The organism is Nocardioidaceae bacterium (assembly GCA_018672315.1).
Taxonomy (GTDB): Bacteria; Actinomycetota; Actinomycetes; order Propionibacteriales; family Nocardioidaceae; genus TYQ2.
On record CP076053.1, the window covers coordinates 1,881,669 to 1,902,824 of the forward strand.

The 21,156-nt window shown below is 73.7% G+C and carries 17 protein-coding genes and 1 pseudogene; 13 read left to right on the forward strand and 5 right to left on the reverse strand.

Annotated features, from left to right (window positions below; translation table 11 throughout):
- Positions 1-50 precede the first annotated feature (50 nt).
- From hpt to KLP28_08980, 5 genes are all read left to right on the forward strand, one after another.
- On the forward strand, positions 51-602 hold the full coding sequence (hpt, locus tag KLP28_08960; protein QWC83773.1) for a hypoxanthine phosphoribosyltransferase: 552 nt from the start codon (positions 51-53) through the stop codon (positions 600-602).
- Positions 603-652: 50 nt separating this feature from the next.
- On the forward strand, positions 653-1,861 hold the full coding sequence (locus KLP28_08965; protein QWC83774.1) for a hypothetical protein: 1,209 nt from the start codon (positions 653-655) through the stop codon (positions 1,859-1,861).
- Positions 1,858-2,511, forward strand: coding sequence for a response regulator transcription factor (locus KLP28_08970; GenBank protein ID QWC83775.1), 654 nt, complete (start codon positions 1,858-1,860; stop codon positions 2,509-2,511). The genes KLP28_08965 and KLP28_08970 overlap by 4 nt, the downstream gene beginning before the upstream one ends.
- A gap of 218 nt (positions 2,512-2,729) precedes the next feature.
- Positions 2,730-3,461, forward strand: coding sequence for an ABC transporter ATP-binding protein (locus KLP28_08975; protein ID QWC86896.1), 732 nt, complete (start codon positions 2,730-2,732; stop codon positions 3,459-3,461).
- Complete coding sequence (locus tag KLP28_08980; GenBank protein ID QWC83776.1) at positions 3,458-4,903, forward strand: FtsX-like permease family protein; 1,446 nt, start codon at positions 3,458-3,460, stop codon at positions 4,901-4,903. The genes KLP28_08975 and KLP28_08980 overlap by 4 nt, the downstream gene beginning before the upstream one ends.
- Here the strand turns inward: KLP28_08980 and KLP28_08985 are convergent.
- Complete coding sequence (locus tag KLP28_08985) at positions 4,896-5,507, reverse strand: GNAT family N-acetyltransferase (protein QWC83777.1); 612 nt, start codon at positions 5,505-5,507, stop codon at positions 4,896-4,898. The two genes, KLP28_08980 and KLP28_08985, sit on opposite strands and share 8 nt — an antisense overlap.
- Before the next feature lie 212 nt (positions 5,508-5,719).
- Between KLP28_08985 and ftsH the strand changes: the two genes are divergently transcribed.
- The 8 genes from ftsH to KLP28_09025 all read left to right on the forward strand — a co-directional run bounded on the left by ftsH (position 5,720) and on the right by KLP28_09025 (position 12,652).
- Positions 5,720-7,822 carry an ATP-dependent zinc metalloprotease FtsH gene (ftsH, locus tag KLP28_08990; GenBank protein QWC83778.1) on the forward strand — a complete coding sequence of 701 codons (2,103 nt, stop codon included), beginning with the start codon at positions 5,720-5,722 and terminating at the stop codon, positions 7,820-7,822.
- A 35-nt stretch (positions 7,823-7,857) separates the two neighbouring features.
- Positions 7,858-8,463, forward strand: coding sequence for a GTP cyclohydrolase I FolE (gene folE, locus KLP28_08995; GenBank protein ID QWC86897.1), 606 nt, complete (start codon positions 7,858-7,860; stop codon positions 8,461-8,463).
- Between the two features lie 67 nt (positions 8,464-8,530).
- The gene (folP, locus tag KLP28_09000) at positions 8,531-9,355 is read left to right on the forward strand and encodes a dihydropteroate synthase (protein ID QWC86898.1); all 825 of its coding nucleotides are present in this window, start codon (positions 8,531-8,533) and stop codon (positions 9,353-9,355) included.
- A gap of 15 nt (positions 9,356-9,370) precedes the next feature.
- Positions 9,371-9,754 (forward strand): dihydroneopterin aldolase, encoded by a 384-nt coding sequence (gene folB, locus KLP28_09005; protein ID QWC83779.1) that lies wholly within the window; start codon positions 9,371-9,373, stop codon positions 9,752-9,754.
- Positions 9,747-10,319 carry a 2-amino-4-hydroxy-6-hydroxymethyldihydropteridine diphosphokinase gene (gene folK, locus KLP28_09010; GenBank protein QWC83780.1) on the forward strand — a complete coding sequence of 191 codons (573 nt, stop codon included), beginning with the start codon at positions 9,747-9,749 and terminating at the stop codon, positions 10,317-10,319. Before folB ends, folK begins: the two co-directional genes overlap by 8 nt.
- Positions 10,320-10,346: 27 nt before the next feature.
- Entirely contained in the window at positions 10,347-10,913 is a 567-nt protein-coding gene (locus KLP28_09015) for a DUF3180 family protein (protein QWC83781.1), read from the forward strand.
- Between the two features lie 5 nt (positions 10,914-10,918).
- Positions 10,919-11,479, forward strand: coding sequence for a hypothetical protein (locus tag KLP28_09020; protein QWC83782.1), 561 nt, complete (start codon positions 10,919-10,921; stop codon positions 11,477-11,479).
- A gap of 24 nt (positions 11,480-11,503) precedes the next feature.
- The gene (locus tag KLP28_09025) at positions 11,504-12,652 is read left to right on the forward strand and encodes a GNAT family N-acetyltransferase (protein ID QWC83783.1); all 1,149 of its coding nucleotides are present in this window, start codon (positions 11,504-11,506) and stop codon (positions 12,650-12,652) included.
- Positions 12,653-12,803: 151 nt separating this feature from the next.
- On the opposite strand, the gene KLP28_09030 is transcribed toward KLP28_09025, so the two are convergent.
- The 4 genes and pseudogenes from KLP28_09030 to KLP28_09045 form a co-directional block, all read right to left on the reverse strand.
- Complete coding sequence (locus tag KLP28_09030; GenBank protein QWC83784.1) at positions 12,804-13,862, reverse strand: putative zinc-binding peptidase; 1,059 nt, start codon at positions 13,860-13,862, stop codon at positions 12,804-12,806.
- Between the two features lie 89 nt (positions 13,863-13,951).
- Positions 13,952-14,842 (reverse strand): annotated as a pseudogene (locus KLP28_09035) (transglutaminase family protein).
- A 29-nt stretch (positions 14,843-14,871) separates the two neighbouring features.
- Positions 14,872-17,745: a circularly permuted type 2 ATP-grasp protein gene (locus KLP28_09040; protein ID QWC83785.1), complete on the reverse strand. Its 2,874-nt coding sequence runs from the start codon at positions 17,743-17,745 to the stop codon at positions 14,872-14,874.
- A complete protein-coding gene (locus KLP28_09045) occupies positions 17,681-21,115 on the reverse strand; it encodes a transglutaminase family protein (protein QWC83786.1) in 3,435 nt (1,144 codons plus the stop codon). The genes KLP28_09040 and KLP28_09045 overlap by 65 nt, the downstream gene beginning before the upstream one ends.
- Positions 21,116-21,156: the final 41 nt, after the last annotated feature.

The window sequence follows — 21,156 nt, forward strand, 5'->3', positions numbered from 1 at the left end:
TCCGGCCCCCGGCCGGTGTGTCGTGGCCGGACCTGTGCGAAGGTCTGCGCATGGACGCCCAGCACGTCGAGGGAGACCTCGTCGAGGTCCTCTTCTCCGAGGACCAGATCCAGGCCCGGCTCGCCGAGCTCGCTGCCGACATCGAGCGCGACTACGAGGGCGAGGAGCTGCTCCTCGTCGGCGTGCTCCGGGGCGCGCTCATGGTGATGGCGGACCTCTCGCGCCACCTCGGCCGGCACGTGGAGACCGACTGGATGGCGGTGAGCTCCTACGGGTCGGGCACGAAGTCCTCGGGCGTCGTCCGCATCCTCAAGGACCTCGACACCGACATCGCAGGCCGGCACGTGCTGATCGTCGACGAGGTCATCGACTCGGGGCTGACGCTGAAGTGGCTGGTCTCCAACCTCGCCTCGCGCAACCCGGCGTCGATCAAGATCGTCACGTTGCTGCGCAAGCCCGCGGCCCACGCGATGGACGTGGACGTCGAGTACGTCGGCTGGGACATCGGCGACGAGTTCGTCGTCGGCTACGGCCTGGACTACGCCGAGAAGTACCGCAACCTGCGCCAGATCGGCACGCTCGCGCCGCACGTCTACCGCTGACGCGGCGCGCCACGGGCACGTCGATGTCGCCGCCGGAGGAGCCCGGGCGCGTGCGGTGGCAGCCTGCGCCGCCCCCGCCACGACGCCTGCTGCTGGTCGATGGGCTGATCGCCGCCGCGATCGGCGCCGTCGCCTTGGTGTTCTCCACGGCCTCGTTCGACGGCCCGCCGGCGCTGGGGCACGTCGCCCTGCTGGTGCTCGCGGTGACGCTGCGGCGCGCAGCCCCGTGGGTCGCCATGGGTCTGGGGGTGACGGCCGGCGTCGTCCAGGCCGCCTCGCTGGTCATCGCCGTGCCGGCCGACCTGGCGTACGCGCCCCTGTGCCTGGCGCTCGGCGCCAGTGCGTCGGCGACGGTGCGGCGGGTGGGCCTCGTGTGCTCCCTCGCAGCGACGGTGACCGCGGGAGCGGTGACGGCGGTCCTGACCGGGGCCGGGGGACTGCGGGAGAACGCCCTGACGGTCGTCCTGGTGAGCGCGACCACCGCACTGCTCACGGTCGGACCCTGGACGGTCGGCCAGCTCCAGCGCACCCGACGGGAGAACCTGCGCATCGCCGTGCAGAGCGAGGTCGACGCGGTCGAGCGTCGCCGGCTCGCCGAGGCGTACGAGCAGCAGGCCGAACGCTCCCGCATCGCCGCCGACATGCACGACCTCGTGGCCCACTCCTGGGCCGTGGTGGCCGCCCAGGCCACGGGCGCCCGGTACGCGAGCTCGCCCGCGACCACCGAGCAGGCCCTCGACGTCATCGCCGACACCGCGCGCACCGCCATGGCCGACCTCAACACGATCGTCCGCCGGCTCCGGCGCACCGAGACCGACGACCCCGACGACCCCGCGACCGGGACACTCCTCGCGGAGGGGGCGTACGGGTCCGCGCACGACGACGAGCAGGACGCCCGCCTGCTGGACCGGATGCGCGCCTCGGGCATGCAGCTGGAGGTCCACGACGACGGCGACCCGCCGGACTCACCGCTGTTGCGCCAGACCGAGCACCACCTGCTCCGCGAGGCCCTGACCAACGCGTTGAAGCACGCCGACCTGGCTCGACCGGTCACGCTCACCCGCCGGCGGGGCGCCGACGTGACGATGGAGGTCCGCTCGAGCCTCCACCGGGACCGCCCACCCGCCGCGGGCACGGGGCACGGCCTGGTGGGCATGCGTGAGCGTGCCGCGGCCGTGGGCGGGCACCTGAGCGCGGGTCCCGAGGGCGACACCTGGGCGGTCCGGGCCCGGCTGCCCCGACGTGAGGGGTCCGCATGACCGCGGTCGTACGCTGCCTGCTGGTCGACGACCAGGCGCTGTTCAGGGCCGGCATCGCCATGGTGCTGGACAGCCAGCCCGACCTGGAGGTCGTCGGGCAGGCCGGCGACGGCGACGAGGTGCTCGACCTGGTCGTCTCGACCGGGCCGGACGTCGTGCTGATGGACGTCCGGATGCCTCGGCTGGACGGCGTCGCCGCCACCCGTCGGCTCCTCGAGCGGCTGGGGGACGAGGCCCCGAAGGTGCTGGTGCTGACCACGATCGAGGGTGACGACTCGGTGGTGGACGCGATCGACGCCGGCGCCAGCGGGTTCCTGCTCAAGCAGGCCGAGCCGGAGCTGCTCCTCGCGACCGTCCGCGCGGTCGCGGCGGGCAACCACGTGGTGGCGGCCGGTGCCACCCGCACCCTCTTCGAGACCGTCCGCGGGCGGAGACCGACCTCGCCCGGCCCCGAGTACGACAGCCTCACCGCCCGCGAGCGCGAGATCCTGCTGCTGACCGCCCGCGGGCTCTCGAACGCCGAGATCGCCGCGGCCGAGCACCTCACCGAGGGCACCGTGAAGACCCACGTCTCGGCCGTCCTGACCAAGCTCGGGCTGCGCGACCGCGTCCAGGTCGTGGTGTACGCCTACGAGCACGGTCTGACCTGAGTCGCGGGTCCGGTCCGACGGATCTCCCACTCGCGGCAGAGGCAGGTTCCCTCTCGCGACCGATGTGCGCAGGGCGTACGCCGCGAAGACTCGTGCCCATGAGCACACCACGCGCCGGCACCCCCGCCACAGCCGCCACAGCCGCCACCGAGCACATTTCCGGCCGGGGACGCACCGGCCACCACCCCGACCAGACCGTCGTCGAGCTGCGGCACGTCATGCGGCACTACGGCTCGAGCGACTCGGGGCCCGTCGTCCGCGCCCTCGACGACCTCAGCCTGTCCATCGCCCGCGGCGCGTTCACCGCGGTGATGGGTGCCTCCGGATCGGGAAAGTCGACCCTGATGAACGTCGCCGCGGGCCTCGACGACGTCACCGGCGGTGAGGTCCTCCTCGCGGGCAACCCGCTGCACCTGCTCGACGCGCGGCGTCGCACCGAGCTGCGCCGGGAGCACGTCGGCTTCGTCTTCCAGGCCTTCAACCTGGTGCCGGCGCTGACGGTGGAGGAGAACATCCGGCTCCCGTTCGAGCTCGCGGGTCGCGGCACCGGGGGTGGGACCGAGGCGTGGATCGACCACCTCGTGACGGTCCTCGGTCTGGGTGAGCGCCGCGGTCACCGACCGGCCGAGCTGTCCGGCGGTCAGCAGCAGCGCGTCGCGATCGCGCGCGCCCTGGCGCCCCGGCCCGACGTCGTCTTCGCCGACGAGCCCACCGGTAACCTCGACGCCCGGTCCTCGCGCGAGGTGCTCGCCCTGCTGCGCACCGCGGCGGCGGAGTACGGGCAGAGCATCGTGATGGTCAGCCACGACCCGGTGGCCGCGTCCTACGCGGACCGTGTCGTGGTGCTGGCCGACGGCCGGGTCGTCTCGGACTCCCCGGCCCGGTCGGCCCAGCAGATCGCCTCGCTGCTGGTCGCGGTGGAGACCGGCGAGACGGGTGAGGAGCGATGAGCGCGATCAGCCCGACGACGCCGGCGGGGCGGGGGCTCAGCCCGGAGGTGGTGCTCGGTGAGCGCGGCGAGCTGACCACCACCCGGCTGATCGCCGGTCTGTCGGGGGCGTACGGCGCGGTGATGATCGTGTCGGCGGCGGGTCTGTCGGCCCTGGTGACCGGGGAGAGGAGCGGGCTGGTCCTCCCGGCCGTGGCGTCCGTGTTCGTCGCGATCGCGCTGTACGTCGCGACGCTGACGATGACCAATGCGGTGGCCACCGTGATGGCCGGCCGTCGACGCGATGTCGCGCTGCTGCGCATGATCGGCGCCGATGAGCGCGAGCTGCGCAGCGTCGTCGTGGGCACCGTCGCTCGGGCGGCCACCGCCGCCGCAGCCGTCGGAGCGGCGGTCGGGGTCGCCGTCGGACACGGGGGGCGGTCCCTGCTCGTGATGACCGGAGCACTCCCGGACGAGGCGTACCCGTGGGTGTCGGTGGCCATGGCCGCCCAGGTGCTGGCGCTGGTCGTCGTGGTCGGCACCGTCGGCGGCCTCGCGGGTCGTGCGGGCTCACGCCAGGTGCTGCGGCTTCCCCCGGCGCAGGCGATGAGCGCGGCGGAGCAGGCCCGCACCCCTTCGGCGCCCCGGCGCCTGCGCCTGCTGCGCCGGCTCGCCACGGCCGGCCTCCTCGGGGGCGGCGCGCTGCTGCTGGTCGCGGGGATGGTGCTCGGCGAGAGCCTCACGCAGAGCGGTCTCGCGGTCATGACGGCCTTCGCCGGCGCGGTCGCGCTCGGCACCGGCGTGGTGACGGGCGGCCGTACGGTGCTGCCCCGGGTCGTCGCGGTCTGCGGTCGGGCCCTGGGGACCTCTCCGTCGGCGCGGATCGCGCGACGCAACGCGGTCGACGACCCCGACCGCACCACCCGCTCGTTGCTGGGTCTGGTCGTCGGCGTCGGGCTCGTCACGACGTTCGCCACCGGATCCGCCTCGCTCGCCGCCGCCCTGCCCCGGATGGGCTTCACCGGGGAGGACCAGGTGCTGGCGGAGCGGTTCCTCTCGATCGCCTCGGCGATCATGATCGGCATCGTCGTGATCTCGGCCGTGCTCTCGGCGGTCGGGTTCGTGGCCACGATGTCGACCACGGTACTGCAGCGTCGCCGCGAGATGGGCCTGCTGCAGGCGCTGGGCTTCACCCCCTCCCAGGTGCGCGCCATGGTGACCGGCGAGGCCGTCGCCATGACCGGGTCGGCGATCGTGCTCGGGCTCGCGCTCGGAGTGCTGTTCGGAGTCGTGGGCGCCCAGTCGCTCGTCGGCAGTCTCGGCACCGGGCTGGCAGTCGGCGTGCCGTGGGCGTCCCTCGCGCTGATCGCCGCCGGTGCGACGGTGCTGGTCGTGCTGTCCTCCCGCGCGCCGGCCGAGCAGGCGCTGCGGCTCACCCCGATCGAGGCGCTGCGGGTCACCTGACCGGGACGCCCGCGGGGTCGAGGACCTCGTCCGGCCAGCCGTCGCCGTCGCGCAGCGGCTCGCCGGCGAGGACCGTGGCGGCCCAGCAGTCGTGGCGTACGCCCCGCTGCTCGAAGCCCTCGCGTATCCGGCCCTCGTACGCGAACCCCACCGCCCGCGCGACGTGCGCCGAGGCGGCGTTGCCGACCCGGGCCCGCCACTCCACCGAGGTCAGACGCATCGGTCCGAGGCCCCACCGCAGGATGGTGCGCACGGCGTCGGTGGTCAGCCCGCGCCCACGCGCGTCGGGGTGGGTCAGGAAGCCGATCGCCGCGCGGCCCGCGCCCGTCGAGTGCAGGTCGATCCCGCCCGCGTACGTCCCCGGGGTCGCCGTGTCCTCCAGGCAGAAGACCCAGTGCGTGTTCTCCGCCCAGCCGCGTCGGACGTACGCCAGGTACTGCTCCGCCTCGCGCGCGCCGTAGGGCGTGGGCACCGTCGTCGCCCACGTGGAGTCGGTGTCGGTGACGGCCTGCACCAGCCGCGGCAGGTCCTGCTCGGTGAGGGCGCGCAGCACGACCCGCTCACCGCGCAGCCGGGGCGGGGGAGGGCCGGGATCGGGAGCCACGCGACCAGGCTCGCACGGCGTGAGGCGCAGCACGGTGACGCCGGCGCGGGAACGTGTCCGCCGCCCGAGCCGTTGTGCCTGGCAGGAGCAGGTCCCGGCCTCCGGGGCCCCGTGTAACGTCTGAGAGTCTCCGGCGTCCGCCCCACTCCGCCCCCACCAGGGCAGCGGGACGCCCAGAAACCCACGAGGAGGCGGGGCCAGGCCCCGAGCGCATGGACTTCAAGAAGATCTTCCGCGGCCCCGTCGTGTGGATCGTCATCGTGGCGGTCGGCGTGCTGGTCGCCTTCTCCTTCCTCGCCCCCAACGGGGGGTACGAGGAGGTCGAGACCTCCGAGATGATCTCCCAGATCGAGTCGGGCAACGTCGACGAGATCACCTTCATCGACGGCGACCAGGAGGTCCAGGCGACGCTCGACGCCCCCGAGAGCGACGACCCCGACCAGGAGGTGCCCGGCCGCAAGATCTCCACGCACTGGGTCACCGGCCAGCAGGAGGGCATGGTCGCGGAGGCCCAGCGTCAGGTCGAGGCGGGCAACATCTCCTTCTCCGACTCCGAGAACCCGCAGCCGTCCTTCCTGGGTGGGCTGCTCAGCTTCCTGCTGCCCTTCATCATCATCATCGCGATCTTCCTGTTCCTGCTGAACAACGTGCAGGGCGGCGGCGGCCGGGTCATGCAGTTCGCCAAGTCCAAGGCGAAGATGATCACCAAGGACATGCCGCAGACGACCTTCTCCGACGTCGCCGGCTGCGAGGAGGCCATCGAGGAGCTCGGCGAGATCAAGGAGTTCCTGCAGGACCCGCCGAAGTTCCAGGCCGTCGGGGCCCGCATCCCCAAGGGCGTGCTTCTCTACGGCTCCCCGGGCACCGGCAAGACCCTGCTCGCCCGCGCGGTCGCGGGTGAGGCGGGCGTGCCGTTCTACTCGATCTCGGGCTCGGACTTCGTCGAGATGTTCGTCGGCGTGGGCGCCTCCCGGGTCCGCGACCTGTTCGAGCAGGCCAAGGAGAACGCCCCGGCCATCGTCTTCATCGACGAGATCGACGCGGTGGGTCGCCACCGCGGCGCCGGCATGGGCGGCGGCCACGACGAGCGTGAGCAGACGCTGAACCAGCTGCTGGTGGAGATGGACGGCTTCGACGTGCGCGGCGGCGTCATCCTGATCGCCGCGACCAACCGCCCCGACATCCTCGACCCCGCCCTGCTGCGACCCGGTCGCTTCGACCGGCAGATCGGCGTGGAGCCGCCCGACCTCGCGGGTCGGCACGAGATCCTGAAGGTGCACGCGCGCGGCAAGCCGCTCGCCGAGCACATCGACCTGCTGGGCATCGCACGGCGTACGCCCGGGTTCTCCGGCGCCGACCTGTCCAACGTGCTCAACGAGGCCGCGCTGCTGACCGCCCGCAACGGCAAGCAGCTGATCGGCCCTGAGGAGCTCGACGAGGCCATCGACCGTGTCATCGGCGGTCCGCAGAAGCGCACGCGTCTGATGGGCGAGAAGGAGAAGCTCATCACCGCCTACCACGAGGGCGGCCACGCGCTGGTCGCGGCGGCGCTGCCGGGCACCGACCCCGTGCACAAGGTGACGATCCTCCCGCGTGGCCGCGCGCTGGGCTACACGATGGTGCTGCCCGACGAGGACAAGTACAGCCAGTCGCGCTCGGAGATGCTCGACAAGCTGGCGTACATGCTCGGCGGCCGGGCCGCGGAGGAGCTGATCTTCCACGACCCCACGACCGGGGCCGGCAACGACATCGAGAAGGCCACCAACCTGGCCCGGGCCATGGTCACCGAGTACGGCATGACCGAGCGGCTCGGCGCGATCAAGCTCGGGGAGTCCGGCGGCGAGCCGTTCCTCGGTCGCGACATGGGCCACCAGCGCACCTACTCCGAGGACATCGCGGCCGTCGTGGACGCCGAGACCCGGTCGCTGCTGATGACCGCGCACCAGGAGGCCTTCGACATCCTCGAGGAGAACCGCGACGTGCTCGACGCGCTGGTGCTCTCGCTGATGGAGAAGGAGACCCTCGACAAGGCCGAGATCGCCGCGATCTTCGAGCCGCTGCGGCGCCGCCCCGTACGCCCCGCGTGGACCGGGTCGGACTCCCGGGTGCCGTCCACCGTCCCCCCGGTCGACGTGCCGCGCTCGGCGCGCGAGAAGGCCGCGATGGCGAACGGCACGAAGCCCGAGGAGCCGACCGACGCGGTCGTTCTCACCCCGCCCGGCCCCGACGGCGACGTCCACGGTGACCCGCTCGTCGAGGGTGGCGGCAACGACCGCCCGAGCCCGCCCGAGCCGGGCGCCCCGGGTCCGAGCTGAAGGAGTCCCGCGTGAGCGTGGAACAGAGCGAGAACATCACGGCCCTGCGCACCGAGACCTCGAGGGTCGCACCGCCGGCCTTCGACGCGCCGCGCGCCGAGGCGGCCGTCCGGGAGCTGCTGCTCGCCGTGGGTGAGGACCCCGACCGGGAGGGTCTGCAGGAGACGCCGGCCCGTGTGGCCCGCGCGTACGCCGAGCTGCTCGCGGGCATGCGGCAGGACCCCGCCGAGGTGCTGGCGACCACCTTCGACGTCGGGCACGACGAGATGGTGCTGGTGCGCGACATCGAGCTGTGGAGCCTGTGCGAGCACCACCTGGTGCCGTTCTCGGGCGTCGCGCACGTCGGCTACATCCCCGGGGAGGGAGGCCGGGTCACCGGCCTGAGCAAGCTGGCCCGCCTGGTCGACCTGTACGCACGCCGCCCGCAGGTGCAGGAGCGCCTGACCACCCAGGTGGTCGATGCGCTCATGGAGATCCTCGAGGCACGCGGCGCGATCGTCGTCATCGAGGCCGAGCACCTGTGCATGGCCATGCGTGGCGTACGCAAGCCCGGTGCCCGCACGATCACCTCCGCGGTGCGCGGTTGCATGAAGGACGCCGCGACGCGGGCCGAGGCCATGAGCCTGATCGTGGGCCGCTGAGGCGGTCGTGACGCCCCCGCGTCTGCCGGGCCTCGGAGGTGAGCCGCCCGCGGGCCGCTGCCTGGTCCTGGGCGTCCTGAACGTCACCCCCGACTCCTTCTCCGACGGTGGCCGCTGGTCGACCCGTGCCGCTGCGGTCGAGCGCGGCACGGCGCTGGTCGCGGCGGGGGCCGACATCGTCGACGTGGGCGGGGAATCGACGCGTCCGGGTGCCGCTCGGGTCCCCGCCGAGAAGGAGCTGGCCCGCGTGGTGCCGGTGGTGGAGCAGCTGGCCGCCGCCGGCGTGCCGGTCAGCGTCGACACCACCCGCGCCGAGGTCGCGGTCGCGTGCGTCGAGGCCGGCGCGGTGCTCGTCAACGACGTCTCGGGTGGACTGGCCGACCCGGCGATGCACGGCTGCGTCGCCGAGCTGGGCACGGCGTACGTCGCGATGCACTGGCGGGCCCACAGCGACCGCATGGACGACTTCGCCAGCTACCCGGCGGGTGTCGGCGCGGAGGTGGTGGACGAGCTGGCCGCGCGCCGCGACGCCGCGCTCGCCGCCGGGATCCTCCGTGACCGCCTGGTGCTCGACCCGGGCGTCGGGTTCGCGAAGACGGCCACCCAGAACTGGGAGGTGCTGGCAGCGCTGCCCCGGCTCGCCCGGCTCGGTCAGCCGCTCCTGGTGGGCGCGTCCCGCAAGAGGTTCCTCGGGGCCCTGCCACCGCACGGCTCGCCGGGGGAGCCTCGCCCGGTCGAGCGGCGGGAGGCCGCCGGGGTGGCGGTGACCGTCCTGGCCGCGAGCCGCGGGGTCTGGGCGGTGCGGGTCCACGAGCCGGAGGCGCACCGTGACGCGATCGCGGTCCTCGGGGCGTGGGAGGCTGCCACCGGCGGCCCGACCGACGGGCCGTGACGTGAGAGGAGTCCCGTGCGCGACCCGCAGACCGACCTCGACGAGCTCACCGTGCGTGGCATCGAGGTCTTCGCCCACCACGGCGTGCTCGAGTCCGAGCGCCGCGAGGGGCAGACGTTCCGCGTCGACCTGACGCTCGGACTCGGCACGAGCCTGGCGGCCCAGACCGACCGCCTGGAGGACACCGTGGACTACGGCGCCCTGGTCGGGGAGGTCGTGGCGGCGGTGGAGCGCGACCCGGTCGACCTGATCGAGACGGTCGCCCAGCGTGTTGCCGAGGTCTGCTTGACTGACCCACGCGTGCAGCGTGTGGTGGTCTCCCTCCACAAACCCCACGCACCGATCGATGCGACGTTCGACGACGTCGTCCTCACCATCACCCGGAGCCGCAGTGACTGAGACCCCGAACCCGAACATCGTGGACGCCGACACCCTCACCGGTGAGATGCACCCGATCCGCCGGGTGGTCCTGAGCGTCGGCTCGAACCTCGGGGACCGGCTGCAGAACCTGCAGGGTGCGGTGAACTCCTTCGCCGACACCCCCGAGTGCTGGGTCACCGGTGTCTCCTCGGTGTACGAGACGGACCCGGTCGACGCCCCCGAGGGCTCCGAGGACTTCCTCAACGCGATCGTCCTCATCGACACGACGCTGTCGGCGCACCGTCTGCTCGACCGCGCGCAGGCCGTCGAGGAGGCGTACGGACGCGAGCGGTCCGGCGAGGCCAACGAGCCCCGACCCCTCGACGTCGACATCATCGTGGTCGGGCGTCGCACGGCCGACGACGAGCACCTCACCCTGCCCCACCCGCGGGCGAAGGACCGTGCGTTCGTGCTGGTGCCGTGGCACGAGCTGGAGCCGGACGCCGAGATCCCGGGCGTCGGTGCGATCGCGGACCTCGTCGAGCAGGTGGACGTCTCCACGGTGCGGCTGCGCGAGGACCTCGCCCTGGACCGTTCCCCCTGATGTCCTGACCGGCCGGGGCGTGGTGGTGTGAGCGGTCTGCGGACGACGTCGGTGTCGGCCCTGGTCGTCACCGCGGCCGTGTCCGCCCCGGCGGGGGCCGCGATCGGTCCGCTGGTGCAGTGGACCGGCGGTGCGGTGCCTCGCGTGCCGTGGTCGACCGTCGCGAGCCCGTGGTTCCTCGCCCTGGTGGTGGGCCTCGCGGCCTGGCAGACCTGGCGTCTCGTCGGCGGGGAGCCGCCGTGGCGTCGCACTCCCGACCGTCCGCCGCGCCCGCGCGAGGACGAGTCGCGCGAGGACGGGCGGCCTCGCGCGTCCCGACCCGGCCAGGTGGGTGTGGGTCGGCGGCTGGCGCCGCACCAGGCCGTGAACCGTCTGGTGCTCGGCAAGGCGGCGGCCCTGGCCGGAGCGGTGTGCGCGGGCGCGTACGTCGGGTTCGCGGTGGCCGCCCTGGGCGGCGTCGAACGTCAGCTGGACGGCGAGCGCGTGCTGCACTCCCTGGTCGCTGCCGCCGGTGGTCTGGCGCTGCTCGTGGCCGGGGTGCTGCTGGAGCGGGCGTGTCGCACGCAGGACCCCGGTGAGCCCGACCTAGCCTGACGGACATGTCGGACAGCACCGGTCCCTCGCGCGCACGTCATCGGCTGCGCAGCACGCGCGCGGTCCTGGCCGGCGCCTCAGTCCTCCTCGGCGCCGGGCTGGTGCTCGCGGCGACGCTTCGCGGTGAGGCCGCGTGGCTCTCGGGCGCGGCCGCGGCCTCGGTGCTGCTGGGCGCCCTCGCGGCGCGCCTGGTCTGGTACGAGGTGAGGGCGACGCGTCAGGCGGCTGCGTACGACCGGGCCCGGCAGGCCGAGCGATTCTCGGCCGAGAGCCTCGCGCGCAGCGCGGAGCACACCGTCGTCGTGGCTGCGCTGAGCCGTCGTCTGGACCACGGCCGCCGCGAGCTGGGGGCGGCGTACGCCGAGGCCGCGGGGGCGCGACGCCTGGCGGGCTCCTACCGGCGTCAGGCGGACGGGCTCCGCGAGCAGGTGAGGTCACTCGAGGAGGCGCTGGTCGCGCAGCAGACGGCCGCCGCGCAGCTGGCCGAGCAAGGACAGGAGATCACGCCCGAGGGCGTCGTACGACTGTCCGCGTGGGCCGCCGGGGGTGGTCGCCGCCCCGCCTGAGCGGGCGTGCGCGATCATGGTGGCGTGACAGCCGCTGACGAGCACCCGGCGTACGAGGTCGACCCCGAGGCGACCGTGCCGAAGGAGAGCCGTTTCGAGACCGATCCGGACGTGGCCCTGGCGGGGGTGTCGCACGACCTGCCCGCGGGGTGGGGGTGGCGCCGCGCCGAGCCGGACGACGGGCCGGAGGTGCTCGCGTTGCTGCGAGCCCACGAGGAGGCGGGCCGAGGTCACGCCTCGGCCGGTCCCGAGGACGTCGAGGTGGAGCTCTCGCGGCGTGGCCTGCGGATGCGCGAGAACGTCCTGGTGGTCGACGCCGAGGGGCGGGCCCGCGGCTGGGGCAGCGTGCACGACCGCTCGATCGGTCGCATGCTGCTGGTCGTGGTGCCGGACCGGACGCTGGAGCCCGGACCACGCCGCGCGGTGTGCGCGGTGCTGTTCGCGTGGGCGCGCGCCCAGGCCCGCGAGCTCGGTCACGGTCGAGGGCTGGAGGTGCAGCAGATCGACACCGGGGCGTTCGCGGCGGACGAGGAGTTCCGCGCCGAGCTGCGCGCGGGCGGGTTCGAGCACGTCCGCACGTGGTGGCAGATGTCGCGGCCGGTGACGGCGGAGGACGCCGGTCTCGTGCCGGACCCGACGGGCTGGAGCATCGATGCCGGCGCGCGCATCCGGCAGCTGGAGCGCGGACCGGACGGTATGCCGCCCGAGGAGGACCTGCGCGGGATGCACGACGTGCTCGAGTCGGCGTTCCTCGACCACTTCAACTCCACCCCGGAGTCCTTCGCCGAGTGGCTCCACCGGCTCCGCGAGGACCCGGGCCACCGGTGGGACCACTGGTGGCTGGCCGAGCTCGCCGAGGACGGCGACAGCGGCGTGTGGCAGCCGGTGGGTGGCCTGGCCGGAACGCTCTCCGAGGGTGAGGGGGACGAGCCGGACGGGTCGTACGTCTCCTACATCGGCGTCACCGAGGCCGCCCGCGGCCGCGGCGTCGCGAAGGGCCTGCTCCACACGATCATCGCCGACGCGGCGGTCTCGGGTCGCAACCGCGTGGGCCTGGAGGTGGACGCGGACTCACCGACGGGAGCGGACCGCCTCTACCGGGGCCTGGGCTGGGAGACGAGCTACGAGACCGAGTCGTGGCACACGTTCACTGGGCTCGGCGAGGACGGGTGAGCGCCGTCGTCTGGACTGACGAGCACGGACGTCCGCGAGGAACGAGCGGACGTCCGCGCGCAGGAGGGAAGACGACGGTCTGAGCGAACCCGCCGCAGCCCGTGGGCACGCCGGTCTCAGCGCGTCAGCCGCAGCCCATCAATACAGCCCATCAGTACTGCGGGTCGTTCGTCTCCGCCCCACCTGCGATGTCCTGGGACGCGCCCGCCGTCATCCCGCTCGTGACCGCCTCGATCTCCTCCGCCCGGCGCCGTTCGCCCTCCTCGGCGATGAGCGTGTGGACCCGGTCGAGCTTGTCGATCACCGCGGGCGGCAGCACGAAGGGGTACAGGTCGCCCTGTCCGAGTGACCGGTTGATCTGGTTGAAGGCAGTGCTCATCGGCAGCCAGGTGCCGACGACGACGTCGGCGAAGCGTCGTACGGAGACGTTGGGGTCGACGGCGAGGCCGAAGTGGTGGGCGGTGTCGAGGGCGTCGCGGATGTGGAGCACGTGGGCGAAGGTCTCGGCCCAGTCCTCCCAGGGGTGCATGGTGGCGTACTCGGAGACATAGTTCTCGGCCCAGTCCGCGGGCGGTCCTTCGCTGTAGTGCCGGTCGATCTCGGCCTGGTAGTCGGCGCGTTCGTCGCCGAACATGGCGCGGAAGGCGTCCTCGTCGCGGCCTTCGACGAGGACGGTCCAGTAGTAGTGCCCGATCTCGTGGCGGAAGTGGCCGAGCAGGGTCCGGTAGGCCTCGCCGAGCTGGAGGCGCACCTGCTCGCGGTGCAGGGTGTCGCCCTCGGCGAGGTCGAGAGTGATGACGCCGTCGGCGTGGCCGGTGATGACGTTCTCCTCGACGCTGGAGAGGAGGTCGAAGATGACGCCGGGGCCGTCGTCGCTGTCCTTGCGCTGCACGGGCAGCCCGAGGCCGTCGAGCTCGTGGAGGAGGCGTCGTTTGGCCTGTTCCGCGCGGTAGTACTGGGGGAGGCCCTCGAGGTCGGAGTCGGCGGGTCGGGTGCGGGTCAGCGAGCACGCGAAGCAGGGGGTGTCGGCGATCTCGGGCAGCCAGTTGCAGCCGTTGAGGTCGAGGTTGACGCACGGGGTCAGCCCGTCGGTGAGGGCGACGAAGGCGCGGTCGGCGCGGGCGTACGCGACGGGGCTCTGGCAGGTGACGCAGACGGAGTTCTCGAAGTAGAGGGTCGCGTCGCAGACGGGACAGGTGAAGGGCTGCACCTGCTGTTCCTGCGTCTGCGGGGGGCGCGGTAAACGTCGGGTCGGCGTGGCTTATGCGTGATTCGTCTGATTCGGCCGAGGGGTGCGGGTCAGCCGGCCGACGGCTCGGGTGCCGGTGCGGTGACGGGCTCGACGTCGACGGTGACGGTGATCGTCGAGGTGGTCGCCTCGGTGAAGATGACGCCCTTGACGGGCGGCACGTCGGCGTAGTCGCGTCCCCAGCCCACGGTGACGTGGCGGTCGCCGACGACGCAGTCGTTGGTGGGGTCCACGGCGATCCACCCGCGCGCGGGGAGCCAGACCGCGAGCCAGGCGTGGGTGGCGTCGGCCCCGACGACCCGTTCGCGACCGGGGGGCGGGTCGGTGGAGAGGTACCCGGAGACGTACCGCGCGGCGAGACCGTGCCCGCGCAGCCCGGCGATCATCAGGTGCGCGAAGTCCTGGCACACGCCGCTGCGCTGGGCGAGCACGTCGGGGACGCGGGTCGAGACGTCGGTCGAGCCGGGCAGGTACTCGAAGTCGGCGTGCACGCGGCTGGTCAGCTCGACGACCGCGTCGAGCAAGGGGCGACCCGGGCCCAGCGACTCCGCCGCGTACGCCGTGGCGCCGTCGGCGATCTCCACGAGCGGTGAAGGCACGGCGTGCTCCCCGGCGAGGGCGGCGTCCGGCAGGTCCAGGCGGGTCGCAGGACGGGCCTCCTCCCACGAGGTGGCGTCGTCGGGCAGGGGCTGCGCCGTCACCGCGACGAGGCTGCGGGCGGCGACCACGAGCCGGCGGTGCCGGGCGGTCACGTGGAAGTAGGACCCGGTGTTGCCCTCGGAGTCGGAGTGCTCGTGCCGGTCGCTGGCGGCGGGGGTGAGGAGGAGCTCGTGCTCGTGCACCTGCTGCCCGGTCATGTCCCGGGGGCGGGCCGCGACCATGCCGTAGGAGTCGACGACGTCGTCGTCGTAGTCGTAGACGGTGTCGTGGCTGATGCGGTACCAGCGGGCCGGGCCGGGCCTGGTCCCGCTCACGGCGTACGCCCCAGCCGCCCGGCCTCCCACGGTGCCTGCGGCGACAGCCCCGACCCCAGGCGGCGCGGCGGGCCGGCATGGCGGAAGTACGCCCCGGCGAGGTCCGCGGCGAGCCGCTCGAGGCAGTCGCCGACGATCTCGCCGACGGCCAGCAGGTCGACGCGTGCGGGCGCCGAGACGACACCGTCCTCGTCCGGCTCGGAGACCGTCACCGCGGCGAGGGTCTCGGGTCCGCGGGCCCCCAGCACCCCCACGGCGTCGGTGACCTCGTTGATCATGCGCGTGGTCGTGGTGGTGCGCGGCAGGGCCTCGATCGCGGCCCGCAGGCGACGCAGCTGGAAGGCGACGGACCGGGGGTTGCCGACGTCCAGCAGCAGCAGCTCGACCAGTGAGGCCAGGTCGCCCCGGCCCGGGTAGCGCCGTCGGTGCGTCACGACGGACTCGGAGGTGAGCAGCACTGCGCGCACGAGGGCCGGCTCCACCTCGGGCGCCGAGGGCTCGCCGAACGCGCGCCGCACCAGGCGCAGCGTCGTGATGGACCGTTCCAGCGCCCGTCCCGCGTCGAGCAACTGCCAGCCGGTGTCGCGGATCATGTTCTCCGCGGTGATGCCGGTCAGCGCCAGCGTGCCGACGAGGGTCGCCGAGGCGGTCTCGCGCACCTGGACGCCGAGGGCGCGACGCGACCCACGCGCGGACGGCCCGCCCCTGGCGCCCGGGTCGCCCGGGTCGCCCGGGTCGCCCGGGTCGGCGGGCTCGGCGAGGCGCGGCGTGCCGATCTCCTCGAGCTCGGTGCAGGCTCGCTCGACGTCGCCGAGCACGGCGAAGACGTCGCCGGAGAGCTGGTCGCGCACCGCGCCGGCGCACTGCAGCAGGTCGTCCAACGTCGCGGTCAGCGACCCGTCCCGGCCGTGGTCGACCATCAGGTCGCGCAGGCGGGCGTCCGTACGCCCCGGGGAGAACGGCAGCACCGGCCGGGTGTGCTCGGGCTCGGCGGCCGGCCCCGTCCAGGGGACCTCGTCGAAGAGCTGCTCGAGGGCGAGCAGGAGGTCCTCGATGGCGGTCTGACCGCTGGCGGAGCCGCCGTAGGAGTTCTCGTCGACCAGCGCCGAGATCGCCAGCACCAGGCGGGCGTGGGACTCCGCGCGCTCGGCGTACCGGCCGAACCAGTAGAGGTGCTCCAGCGCCCGTGGCACCACCGGCAGGTTGACCGCTCGCAGCAGCGCGCGCTCCGGCCGGGGCGGCACCACGGGGGCGGGGGTGCCGGCGGCGGCGGGCACCCAGATGTCCTTGCTGACGGCGACGCGGTCGCGGCGTCGCGTCGTGGGGTCCAGGACGTCGGGCACGACCCGGCCGAGCCCGCCGGGCATGACGGCGTACGACCCCTCGCGCGCGACGGCGAAGAGCCGCATCGTGACCCGACGCGGTTCCAGGGCGAGGCGCGCGGCGGTCGGAGCCGTGGACAGCGGCAGCTGCTCCTGGCCGACCCAGGCGCCGGGCTCGTCGGCCAGCCGGGCGTCCCACTCCTCTCGCCCGCCCCGGGTCAGGGAGGACCCGACGACGACCTCTCCGTGGGAGGGGTCGACCGGGCGCAGCACCATCGAGGAGAGGTGGGCGCGTACGTGCGAGAGGTTGCGCGGCTCCCCGCACCACCACGCCGGCGCGGAGGTCAGCTGCAGGGGCTCGTCGAGGAGCGCCTCGGCCAGGTCGCCGAGCAGGGCGGTGACCGCAGGGGACTCCGCCAGCCCCGAACCCAGCGCGTTGGCCATCACCACGCTGCCGCGCCGGCAGGCCGACAGCAGACCGGGCACTCCGAGGCGGGAGTCCGGCCGCAGCTCCAACGGGTCGCACCACTCCTCCTCGATGCGGCGCACCACGACGTCGACCTCGGTGTCGCCGGCGACGTCGCGGCTCCACAGGCGGCCGCGGTCGACCTTCAGGTCGTCGCCGGTGACCAGCGGGAGACCGAGCAGGTTGGCCAGGTGCGCCTGGTCGAAGCTGTTGTCGCCCGCGGCCCCGGGGGTGAGCACGACGACACGGGGGTCCTCGGTGCCGGCCGGTGCCAGGTCGGACAGCGCCGCGCGGATGCGGTCGAAGAAGCCGGAGAGCCGACGCACCTCCGTGCCGCGGAACGCCTCGGGCAGCACCCGTGCGGTGACCCTGCGGTTCTCGGCGGCGAAGCCCAGGCCCCGTGGGCTCTGCGTACGGTCGGCGATGACCTGCCAGGTGCCCTCGGCCCCGCGGCCGACGTCGTGCCCGGTGAGCACCAGCCGTGGTCGACCTGCCGGCTGGGCCCCCCAGACCGGACGCAGCCGCCCCGACCAGCGCCACAGCAGCTCGGGCGGGACGAGGCCGGAGGTCAGGGTGCGACGCGCGCCGTACAGGTCGTCGAGGACGAGCTCGAGCAGCTTCGCCCGCTGCTGCAGGCCGCGCTCGAGCCAGGCCCACTCGTCGGTCTCCACGACCAGGGGGACGGGGTCCAGCCGCCAGGGGGTGAGCCGGACCGCCGAGGTCGGCGCGTTCGGGATGACTCCACCGGAGCCGAGGGGGCTCGACAGGGACAGCGGGGAGAGCGGGGCGTGGAAGACGCCGTCGTCCTCCAGCAGGCGCGCGGCGGTGTCGCGGAAGCGGCGCAGGTCCTCACCGGACCACGTCGCCATCCCCACACGTGCCCAGGTCTCGGCGGCGTTGCCGGAGGCCCGGTCGAGCTCGTCGTACGCCTGCCCCTGCTCCTGCCCCAGCGCACGGTCACCCCGCCCCGCCGCCTCGGCGCGGGTCAGCGCGTGACGGTAGGCCTCCTCGAGCACCTCAGCCGCCCCAGCGTCGAGGCGTACGCCGTCGCAGGTCCAGCGTGAAGGGGTACTCCGGAGCACGCGTCGTCCGGGCCAGCTCGGTCAGGGCGGCGACGTCGATCTCGCCGGGTGTGTGGCCGAGGTGCTCGAAGCGCGCCGCGCGCCGCGACTCGGCCTCGGCGGCGTTGACCGGCGGAGTGTCGTACGAGCGTCCGCCGGGGTGTGTCACGTGGTACCGGCACCCGCCGAGGCTGCGCCGCTGCGCGAGGTCGACCACCTCGAAGGTCAGCGGGGCCTGCACCTCGATCGTGGGGTGCAGCGCCGAGGGCGGCTGCCAGGCGCGGTAGCGCACCCCCGCGACCAGCTGGCCCGTACGTCCCGAGGGCACCAGCGGCACGGGCACGCCGTTGCAGGTGACGACGTGACGTCCCTCCAGCGCACCGTCGACGGTCACCTGGATCCGCTCGACGCTGGAGTCCACGAAGCGGCTCGTGCCGCCGACCGCGGACTCCTCCCCGAGCACCATCCACGGCTCGACGGCCTGACGCAGCTCCAGTACCGGTCCGCCGAGACCGCCGAGCTGCGTGGTGCCGATGCGCGGGAACCGGAACTCCAGGAACGGCGCGTACCAGGCGTCGTCGAGCTCGAACCCGTGAGCCCGCAGGTCTCGCAGCACCGCAGCGAGGTCGCTCTCCGCCCCCCACGGCAGCAGGAACCGTTCGTGGAGCTCGGTGCCCCAGCGCACCAGCGGCGCGGTGTACGGCTCCTCGGCGAACCGTGCCACCAGGGCACGGACCAGCAGCGCCTGCGCCAGCCCCATCCGCGGGTGCGGGGGCATCTCGAAGCCGCGCAGCTCCAGCAGCCCGAGGCGGCCCCGGGAGGAGTCGGGGGAGTAGAGCTTGTCGATGCAGAACTCGGCGCGGTGCGTGTTGCCGGTCAGGTCGGTCAGCAGGTGGCGCAGTGCCCGGTCGACGATCCACGGCGGGCAGGTGCCGTCCTCGCGGACCTGGTCCTCGATCTCGGCGAAGCTGATCTCCAGCTCGTAGAGCTGCTCGGGACGACCCTCGTCGACCCGGGGCGCCTGCGAGGTCGGACCCACGAACCGTCCGGAGAACAGGTACGACAGCGACGGGTGGTGCTGCCACCACGTCAGCAGGCTGACCAGCAGGTCGGGACGCGTGAGCATCGGGCTCACCTCCGGGGTGGCGCCCCCGAGGGTCAGGTGGTTGCCGCCCCCGGTGCCGGTGTGCAGGCCGTCGAGGTCGAACTTCTCCGTGCCGAGGCGGCACTGCCGCGCCTCCTCGTAGAGCGTCTCCGTCACCGCGACCAGCTCCTCCCACGAGGACGTCGGCTGCAGGTTCACCTCGATCACGCCCGGGTCGGGGGTGACCATGAGGTTCGTGACCCGCGGGTCCGGCGGCGGTCCGTACCCCTCGACCACCACGCGGGCGTCGATCTCGGTCACGAGTCGGTCCAGCATCTCCACCAGTCCGGTGAAGTCCTCCAGCCGGTCCGTCGGCGGCAGGAACACGTGGACGAACCCCTCCCGGGGCTCGACGGCCACGGCGTACAGGGGTGCGTCCTCGACGGGGACCGGCACCGCCGCGACCGGGGCGCCCTCCAACGGTGCGGGGGTGTGGAACCACGACGGCTCCGGAGTGGGCTCCGGGGGCTCCCAGGCGACGGCCGAGAGGGGTAGGCGGAGGCCCGCGGGGGAGGTGCCGGGCAACAGCACGAGGCGGCCGCGGCGGAAGCGCCAGGTGGGCGACCCCCAATTAATCCGCTGTGCTGATGGCTTCGGAGCTCGGTCGCTCGGACCGACGTCTTCGGTCCTGCGCGCGGAGCCCGCCTCGGCTGGCGCCTCGTCCGGCTCCGTGCTCGGCCCTGCAGACGCCGGCGCTCCCTCGTCCTCAGCTGCGACCTCGAGGGGGTGCAGGGGGAGCACCCAGGCCACCGGGTCCTCGCCCTCGTCCATCGCCGCCACGTCGTCGGCCCGCGGCTCGCCGTCGGGCGCCTCACCGTCCGGCAGCCGCAGCGCGGCTGCCACCCGCTCCAAGGGGTCCTCGTACGCCGGGTGCAGCTGCTCGGGCGGCAACCCCAGCGCCTCGGTGAGACGACGCGCCAGACGCTCGGCCACCGCGGGTGCGTCCTCGTCGGGCTCCTCGCCCCACGGGTCGGCCAGCCGGGACGGGTCGCGCCACAGCGCGATGCCGTCCGTACGCCACAGCAGGCCGATCTGCCAGCGCGGCAACGGCTCCCCGGGATACCACTTGCCCTGCCCGCGCTGCACCAGCGCGCCGCGACCGAACGCCACGCGGAGCCGCTCGGCCAGCCGGCCCGCCAGCTCGCGCTTCTCCTCCCCGTCGGCCGTGGTGTTCCACTGCGCGGAGGTCATGTCGTCGATGGAGACGAAGGTCGGCTCGCCCCCCATCGTCAGCGGCACGTCGGCCGCGGCGAGCCGGTCGTCGACGTGCGCACCGACCTCGCGCACCCTGGCCCACTGCTCGTCGGTGTACGGCAGGGTCACCCGCGGGTCCTCGTGGAACCGGGTGACGACGTTGGCGAAGTCCAGGCTGACCTCGCACGGCTCGAGCGCTCCGCTGATCGGGGCCGCCGAGGACGGGTGCGGCGTCGCCGAGAGCGGGATGTGCCCCTCGCCGGCGAACAGCGAGCTCGTCGGGTCCAACCCGATCCAGCCGGCACCGGGCACGAACGCCTCGGTCCAGGCGTGCAGGTCGGTGAAGTCGGCCGCCGGCCCGTCGGGACCGTCGAGGCTCGCCTGGTCGCTGGTCAGCTGCACCAGGTAGCCGGAGACGAAGCGCGCGGCGACGCCGAGCTGCCGCAGCACCGAGACCAGGAGCCATGCGGAGTCGCGGCAGGACCCGATGCCCTTCTCCAGCGTCTCGTCCGGGCTCTGCACACCCGGCTCGAGCCGGATCGTGTACGCCACCGCCTCGTGCACCGCCTGGTTCACCCGGACCAGGAAGTCGACGATCGCCTGCCCCTCCAGTCCCTCGATGCCGGCCGTGAAGGCCGTCGCCAGCGGTCCCGGTCCCGACGACGAGGACGCCGCGGCGCCCGGTTCGGCGACCGGTCGCAGGTACGGCTCCAGGTCGCCGGCCAGCTGCCCCGGGTAGGTGAACGGGTGGTGCTCGGCGTACTCCTCGACGAAGAAGTCGAACGGGTTCACGACCTGCAGGTCCGCGACCAGGCCGACGGTCACCTCGAGGTGGTCGGTCCTCTCCGGGAACACCAGACGAGCGAGGTGGTTGCCGTACGGGTCCTGCTGCCAGTTCAGGAAGTGCTCGCCCGGGCTGACGTCGAGCGTGTACGCCTCGATCGCCGTGCGCGTGTGGGGCGCCGGTCGTAGTCGCACGGTGTGCGGGTGCAGCTGCACGCGCCGGTCGAAGGTGTACGTCGTGCGGTGCTCGAGCGCCACCTTGATCGCCATGGCACGACTGTAGAGACCGGGACGGACGGAACCGATGGTGA

Coding starts and splice junctions, on each gene's coding strand:
- KLP28_08980 (QWC83776.1), top strand. CDS start 3,458: ATGAGCGCGATCAGCCCGACGACGCCGGCGGGGCGGGGGCTCAGCCCG.
- KLP28_09020 (QWC83782.1), top strand. CDS start 10,919: ATGTCGGACAGCACCGGTCCCTCGCGCGCACGTCATCGGCTGCGCAGC.
- KLP28_09045 (QWC83786.1), bottom strand. CDS start 21,115: ATGGCGATCAAGGTGGCGCTCGAGCACCGCACGACGTACACCTTCGAC.
- ftsH (QWC83778.1), top strand. CDS start 5,720: ATGGACTTCAAGAAGATCTTCCGCGGCCCCGTCGTGTGGATCGTCATC.
- hpt (QWC83773.1), top strand. CDS start 51: ATGGACGCCCAGCACGTCGAGGGAGACCTCGTCGAGGTCCTCTTCTCC.
- KLP28_08970 (QWC83775.1), top strand. CDS start 1,858: ATGACCGCGGTCGTACGCTGCCTGCTGGTCGACGACCAGGCGCTGTTC.
- KLP28_08975 (QWC86896.1), top strand. CDS start 2,730: ATGCGGCACTACGGCTCGAGCGACTCGGGGCCCGTCGTCCGCGCCCTC.